The sequence below is a fragment of the Rhizobium sp. P1_E1 genome (assembly GCF_056406015.1).
In genome coordinates, this window is the sequence record NZ_JBFUAY010000225.1 from 1 (window position 1) to 6,670 (window position 6,670).

The window sequence follows — 6,670 nt, forward strand, 5'->3', positions numbered from 1 at the left end:
CCGCTGCTTAGCGTAGAGGCGTACTACAGCCTTCCTCAAGGCAACGATTTAGCCAACATAGGACCTCATACGGTAAGCCAGTTTTTTGCTCGGCTCTGCGATCAAGCTATAAATAAGCACGAGGACGAGCTTACAGCGGTACACGGCATCAAGACGAAAGACCAGGATGCCATTTTTCTACCTCTTGGGATTCGGATGCATAGTTTCGATCATGTACTCTCGCAAAAACTTAATGGTTTTGGAGGCATGCGAGGCGGTTTCGCTCATAGTTTCAGAATAAAGCAAAAGTTACCTCGAGCTGCACTTGAGCAGAATATTGTAATAATTGAACGTTTGTTGCTGCCGTTCGACAACGAAATTTGTGCTCGAATCGACAGCGGTATTTCCTGAGCCGGCGTTCGATCTATCCGAGCTACGTTTTTCCTTTGATCAGGATGGCTCAGGCGACCTTTCGTTAGCGTAAAAATAGTCCTGCTAGCTTGCCCTCGCAATGACTGAATAGCCAAAGGGTGCGGGCACGGGTTTTAGTCCGCAACGGCACACCGTCGCGCCTACTGGCAATGGTGCTGTGCTTTACTGTCCACAAAACCGGGCGATCTTCTCCTTGCACTGCATTCAGCGGGCGTAATCCCTACGGACAGCGGTACGGCTAACCAAGCCACCCTTACAGCCGAGCGTACATAAACGTATACCTTTTCGGCACAACACTCTTGACCGTACAGATAGAGTACACTAATGGTTCGTACACATCAGTCTAAGAGATAGGAGTACGAATTATGGGTGCAGTTGTCGGCTATGCGCGGGTGTCAACTAGCCAGCAGGACCACTCCAGTCAGGTTGCGAGGCTGGAAGCAGCCGGAGCTACGAAGGTTTTTACTGAGAAGCGATCCGGCCTTGACGGTGAGCGTCCGGCATTGGCTGAATGCCTGCGCTATTTGCGGGATGGGGATACGCTGCTTGTGACTAAGCTTGATCGATTGGCCCGGTCCACGGCAGATCTCTACAAAATCGTAAGCGACATTGATAAGCGCGGGATCTCCTTCAAGGTGCTGGACGACACCGCAATCGATACCAGCAGCCGAACCGGCAAGCTTGTGATGGGCGTACTGGCTTTGATCGCTGAGTTTGAAACCGACATCCGCAAGGAGCGGCAAATGGAAGGAATTGCCAGAGCCAAAGCCGAGGGCCGTGCAGGCGGTAGGCCGGCTCTTGTGACCGAGGAAGTTCGCACTAGGGTCTTTGGTTTACGAGAGAAGGGCGTGAGCATTCGCAAGGTGGCCGAGGAAATTGGCTTCTCAAAGGCGACTGTTCAAAAAATAATTGAAAAACAATGAGTTACTAAGCGTTCAATTGGTTTTTTTGGTTCCGGACCCTTTTAGGAATAACTAATGGTGCATCGGTATAAGCAGATATACGAATGTATATATGAACAGTTAGATACAGTTGTATGTACATAATACAATCAGGAAGATAACGCCATAGTAGGCACTAGGTACATATACATAATATATGATGATACATAGCTCATCAATGTAGATATAGTGTATTGTATATCAATATATAGATGCTATGCTATGCCATAGATATATGTGTCTGCGGAACAGCTTAATACATTGATTATAACAATTGAATACATATAGATATAAATACCGGATAGAAGACAATGTCGACACTAGATGATATTAATATCTATTCATTTTCAATGAAATACAGATCATATCTACGAACTTGTGCATCCAAGTCATGTCGGTTGCGCTGCCATGCCCGGTTCATGGTCAAGACTACTGATATAACGTACCAGCTCCCGGCTGGATGAAATACGAGTGCTCGGAATTTGAACAGGACCACGATTGAGTGCGATCCGGCTATGGTAGGTAACGTGTAAGACTTGAATATTAATTGGCAATACAAGACTGATGTGCGGCATACGAAGTACCGCCAAGTCTTAGTATGTAATCGAGGTCTTCGGACCGAGATTGTCAATTTCAAAGTTCGATTGGATGTTTTGCTTTGCGATGCTGTCTCTTTGGGCCGTAGAGGCCCGCCAGAGCGCAAACTGTGGTCGGAGTAGGGCAATGGTGCTGCGACGACAATATGCCTCCCTGCGGGCAAATGTGGGAATTTTCGGCATCGCTAAAATTGATCTAAGATTTTGGTATCGTTCAATATTCCTGTGCGCCGAACTGGTAAGTAGCGTTGTTTTTAACATCTGTCTGCCCCGCCTGTATCTAATGCCATCAGCGCCACGGTTGCCTGCGCCCGGTCCATGTCCGGGCCAAACCTTCCGACACAAGAATGTCACCAAGGGATCGGCCACCCCGCACCAGTACTCGGAGCTCGCGCCCGTTCCTGTCTTTGTCCCGGTTTCTCCATGCCAATATGTGCAAGGGGCCGTCATTGACCAGTTCCATGAGCCTTACAGTTGCCCGTTCGCCTAGCGCCTTTTCGGCTGCACAATGGGGCTGACTGATTTCCGGTGTGTCGATGTCGGCAATACGGATTTTGACACCATCGTTCCAGAGCGTATCACCGTCCACGATGCAATTAACTCGTGGGCCGGTCCCGCATCGCTGGTAGGCCGGTTGCACTATATCGGCTACAGCCGGACAAGTGACAGAGAATACGACGCCAAGCGGTACGACTAGCCAGACCGCAAGGCTCATGCCGGTGATGACACTCATACCGTCAATGCTGGGTCACGAACTGGAAATACCCATCTGCAGCAAGCCGGGGATGAACGCCCCGTTCGAAGCTGCTGTTGATCCGGGCCGGATCGGCGCTCTCAAGCCAACCGCGAAACTGCGCTGTATCGGCGGCAAAACGTCTAAGCTCGTCCTTGAAGGCAGCATAATAGCTATCGTAGGTCTGGTAGCGTTCCGTAGTCAGGCCGTGCTTGTGACAAAACGAGGCAGCGAGAACGAGGGGGTCAACTCTGTCACGATATGCTCGTTGCAGCGGCTCGTCTCCCATGAAGTCTATAACGTTCAGTTCACTGCCGCTCCTACCTGAAAGCCGGTGAACCTCGTCCGCGAAGCCCTGGTAGAAAGAGTTGTAGTTGTCACCCACGCTTGGTTGCCTGTTGGCTTGCGCCTCGTCAGCTTTGGGAGCGGGCGTACCACCGCCATAGGTGGCATCCAGTGCGACAGTCTGCGGCGCTGACAGAGCCATGTTCCGATACCAAGCGGGCATCGCTGGTCTCATGCCGCGACGATATGCATAGCCGATAACTGGAAGCTGCTTGCCGCCATGCACGGTCTGCAACTGATGCTTGGCCATAAGGGCGACATTCCTCATCTGATCGGAAGCAAGGTCGCGCATGATCGTATCAGCATCCTGGTTTGCACCTTGTTGCGATCCGCTAGTCTTCAAGGCTTCGAGGTAGACGTAAGCCCGAACAGTCTCTTTGCCTGCGCTCGTGGTATGCCGAAAAAACTTGTACCCGGCGAATGCCAGCAACCCGATGATGATGATTTCCAAGTGCCTGCCCCTGCGCCCAACCCGGATCAAATATCCGATTTTTGGATAATCCGAAATTCGGATTACCGCACGGTTGAAGGGACAGTCAACCGAGCATGGCGAAAACGCTGCACTCAAAGAGGCAAGAGGTGCTGGTAGCGGCGATTGCAGAGCGGCGCCGTGCTAAAGGCTTGTCTCAGGCGCAAGTAGCCAAGGCATTGGGACGCCACCAACCGTTCATCGCCAATATCGAAAGCGGTGAACGGCGGGTCGATTTGCTGGAGCTTCTCGCCCTGGCGGACATCATTGAGCTAGACGTGCATGCTCTGCTTGATCGACTACAGCAGGTTTCCGGCTGAAGTCGAGTTTTTGTATTGCTTCGTTGAGCAATTGCAGGGTATGCCCGCCGAAATAACTCTGGTACGTCACGCCCTGTTGGCTGTGTCCCACAAGGGCTTTGATAAGAGGTCCGTCAACTTTCGCGTTTACCAGCTCAGTGATGACCGTATGCCTCAGGCTGTGGAATACTAGTAGCTTCGTTTTGATGCCAAGGGATGGAAGCAGGGTCTCGTTGAACCAACGGCCGATAGCTCGACCGCGCCCGTGTTCAACGGAAGTGCTAAGATCGTGAAACAGTTTTGATACGCCACGCTGGCGCAATGTCTGTACGTAATCCAAGAAACCGAGCGCGACCAGATCTTTATGTACTGGAACCCTGCGCTTTGCGGACAAGGTTTTCAGCTTCTTCTCATCGCCTTCATCATTCAGGTCGAAAAACCAGACGTCATCCTCTTGCTTGATGTCTGTAAGATCGATCTGCGCGATCTCGTTCAGCCTTGCGCCCGTATATAAGCCAATCAGCGGTCCCCATTTTTGATGTGGTTTACGCGCATGCACAAGGCCACCATCCACTATGGCGTCCAAAATGGTTCGTACTTGCTCTGGTGTGAACCCTTCGCGCGTCTTTGCCTGCAACCGCTGACGGTTCTGTTTGATAGCAACGGCTGCGAATAGGTTTTGTTTGATATGGCCGTGTTGGTGGGCGTAGCCAAAAAAGTCATTGTAGGTCTGTAGGTACTTGTTGATCGAGGGCACCGACAGACGGGGCAGATTTGTCATGATCAGTACTTCCGCCAACGGCTTTCCTATAGTCGCCTGCTTTTTGTGGCGATGCTTAGGGAGGGAAAACAGCGTGTCCTTAACGGTTGTCACGTCCTGCTGGGTCAGCGTAGCAATGTCCCGGTTAGCACCGAACAGCTCGGTTAGCAGGCCAAGATATTCCTCCTTGCCGCTTACTGTAGTCGCTACCCAGTTGCCACCCCGGGTTCGCTCCATGATGAACCGCTTGGCGAGTTCTTCTATCGTTATGCCTGTGCTACTAGGCTGTTCCAATGGGGCAGGCGACGGTCTGGACTGCGGCTCCGCAGCAGATATGGTGCGGTCAACCGGCGCGCTTAGGTCAAATTGATCGTAGGATGCATCGTGATCGAGTGCCGCTTTCAAAAAGCTGCGGACAGCCTTTTTGAAATCTCGTTCTAGCCAACCGTATTGTTCGTCTGCATTCGAGAAAGGTACACTGTACTGGGCCATGAAACCTGCGAGCAGGGTTTGGTAACCGGTATCAAAGGACAGGGGCCGACCTTCCGCTATTTCCCGCTCGGTCGTCGCAAGCCGTAGCTCGTAATCCTGTCTCGTCTTTTCATTCAAACGGCCTTGGACATCTATCTCGTTTCTAACCTTGTCGAGAAGTTCGCGGAAATGCCTTTTCAGCAAGCCGTGTAGTTCGTCGTATCGCATCCCGTACGCAATTCCATGGTCGTTCAATCGTTCGCCTATCTGGATCAAAGAGCGAGACAAGCGCAATGCCTTATTCGGGTCACGCGTCTGTAGGGAGAGCTTGATCGTTTCGGCTTTACGATGCGGATGGAGCTGCTTCGGTAGTGGCCAACGGAAGTAGAATAGGCCGTGCCGCGACTTGAGAAGGTATGTGGGAACGAACAAGAAATGCCTCACCGGAATGTCCCACCTGTGGAAGCCGGTAGCAAGTCTTTGATTTAAAAGGAAATGGTGCCGCTTGCAGGACTCGAACCTRCGACCCCATCATTACGAATGATGTGCTCTACCACCTGAGCTAAAGCGGCCCCTCGCGGCCGAAGCATGCGGCCCGCGATTTGCATGGCGCTGATACAGCCATTGTTGGAAGATTTCAAGCGCCCTGTCACGGCTTTGGCAAAAAAGAGGGGAGGGCGCCTCAGAGCGCCAGCCGGGCGCGTGCCGCCCTGTATTCGGCCTCCAGCCGGTCGACGAGTTTGGCCACCGGCTCGACCGCCTTGATCGCACTGATGCCCTGGCCGCTGCCCCATATGTCCTTCCAGGCCTTGGCGCCGCCGACAGCCTGTTCGAAATCCATCTTCGAGACATCGGCTAAGGGCAGATTGTCCGGGTCCATGCCGGCAGCGACGATCGAGGGCTTGAGGTAGTTGCCGTGCACGCCGGTGAAATAGTTGGAATAGACGATATCGCTGGCAGCGCCTTCGACGATCGCCTGCTTGTAGGCGTCCGCGGCGCGCGCCTCTTCGGTGGCGATGAAGGGCGAGCCGATATAGGCCATGTCGGCGCCCATCGCTTCTGCGGCAAGGATGGCGCCGCCGGTGGCGATCGCACCGGCCAGCAGCAGCGGCCCCTCGAACCATTCGCGGATTTCCTGGACGAGCGCGAACGGCGAAAGCGTGCCGGCATGGCCGCCGGCGCCGGCGGCGACCGCAATCAGCCCGTCAGCCCCCTTGCGGATGGCCGAATGGGCGTGGCGGTTGTTGATAATGTCGTGCAGCACGATGCCGCCATAGGAATGCACCGCGGCGTTCACTTCGGGCACGGCGCCGAGCGAGGAGATGACGATCGGCACCTTGTATTTGACGCAGAGTGAGAGGTCGTGCTCCAGCCGCTTGTTCGACATATGCACGATCTGGTTGACGGCAAAGGGAGCGGCCGGCCGCTCGGGATGGGCGGCGTCGTGGCGGGCAAGCTCCTCTGTAATCTCCGCCAGCCATTCGTCGAGCTGGCTTTCCGGCCGGGCGTTCAGCGCCGGAAACGCCCCGATGACACCGGCCTTGCATTGCGCCAGCGTCAGCGTCGGATGCGAGATGATGAACAGCGGCGAGCCGATGACCGGCAGTCTCAATCTGTCCTTGAGGATCGGGGGCAGGGCCATGGT

The 6,670-nt window shown here is 53.8% G+C and carries 7 protein-coding genes and 1 tRNA gene; 3 read left to right on the forward strand and 5 right to left on the reverse strand.

Annotation, left to right across the window (positions count from 1 at the left end; translation table 11 throughout):
• Together AC1D1Z_RS32155 and AC1D1Z_RS32160 are read left to right on the forward strand one after the other, a co-directional pair.
• The coding region (locus AC1D1Z_RS32155; RefSeq protein WP_477852887.1) for a hypothetical protein at nucleotides 1-390 on the forward strand (390 nt) is incomplete at its 5' end.
• A 386-nt stretch (nucleotides 391-776) separates the two neighbouring features.
• On the forward strand, nucleotides 777-1,334 hold the full coding sequence (locus tag AC1D1Z_RS32160) for a recombinase family protein (protein WP_477852889.1): 558 nt from the start codon (nucleotides 777-779) through the stop codon (nucleotides 1,332-1,334).
• A 903-nt stretch (nucleotides 1,335-2,237) separates the two neighbouring features.
• Here AC1D1Z_RS32160 and AC1D1Z_RS32165 read toward each other — a convergent pair.
• Nucleotides 2,238-2,681 carry a thermonuclease family protein gene (locus AC1D1Z_RS32165; RefSeq protein ID WP_477852891.1) on the reverse strand — a complete coding sequence of 148 codons (444 nt, stop codon included), beginning with the start codon at nucleotides 2,679-2,681 and terminating at the stop codon, nucleotides 2,238-2,240.
• A gap of 4 nt (nucleotides 2,682-2,685) precedes the next feature.
• The gene (locus tag AC1D1Z_RS32170) at nucleotides 2,686-3,477 is read right to left on the reverse strand and encodes a hypothetical protein (protein WP_477852893.1); all 792 of its coding nucleotides are present in this window, start codon (nucleotides 3,475-3,477) and stop codon (nucleotides 2,686-2,688) included.
• Nucleotides 3,478-3,572: 95 nt separating this feature from the next.
• On the opposite strand from AC1D1Z_RS32170, the gene AC1D1Z_RS32175 reads away from it, so the two are divergent.
• Complete coding sequence (locus AC1D1Z_RS32175; protein WP_477852895.1) at nucleotides 3,573-3,815, forward strand: helix-turn-helix domain-containing protein; 243 nt, start codon at nucleotides 3,573-3,575, stop codon at nucleotides 3,813-3,815.
• Here the strand turns inward: AC1D1Z_RS32175 and AC1D1Z_RS32180 are convergent.
• The 3 genes from AC1D1Z_RS32180 to AC1D1Z_RS32190 all read right to left on the reverse strand — a co-directional run bounded on the left by AC1D1Z_RS32180 (nucleotide 3,760) and on the right by AC1D1Z_RS32190 (nucleotide 6,667).
• A complete protein-coding gene (locus tag AC1D1Z_RS32180) occupies nucleotides 3,760-5,457 on the reverse strand; it encodes a tyrosine-type recombinase/integrase (RefSeq protein WP_477852897.1) in 1,698 nt (565 codons plus the stop codon). The two genes, AC1D1Z_RS32175 and AC1D1Z_RS32180, sit on opposite strands and share 56 nt — an antisense overlap.
• 64 nt (nucleotides 5,458-5,521) lie before the next feature.
• Nucleotides 5,522-5,597, reverse strand: a tRNA-Thr gene (locus AC1D1Z_RS32185).
• A gap of 110 nt (nucleotides 5,598-5,707) precedes the next feature.
• Nucleotides 5,708-6,667 carry an NAD(P)H-dependent flavin oxidoreductase gene (locus AC1D1Z_RS32190; RefSeq protein ID WP_131647358.1) on the reverse strand — a complete coding sequence of 320 codons (960 nt, stop codon included), beginning with the start codon at nucleotides 6,665-6,667 and terminating at the stop codon, nucleotides 5,708-5,710.
• Nucleotides 6,668-6,670 lie beyond the last annotated feature (3 nt).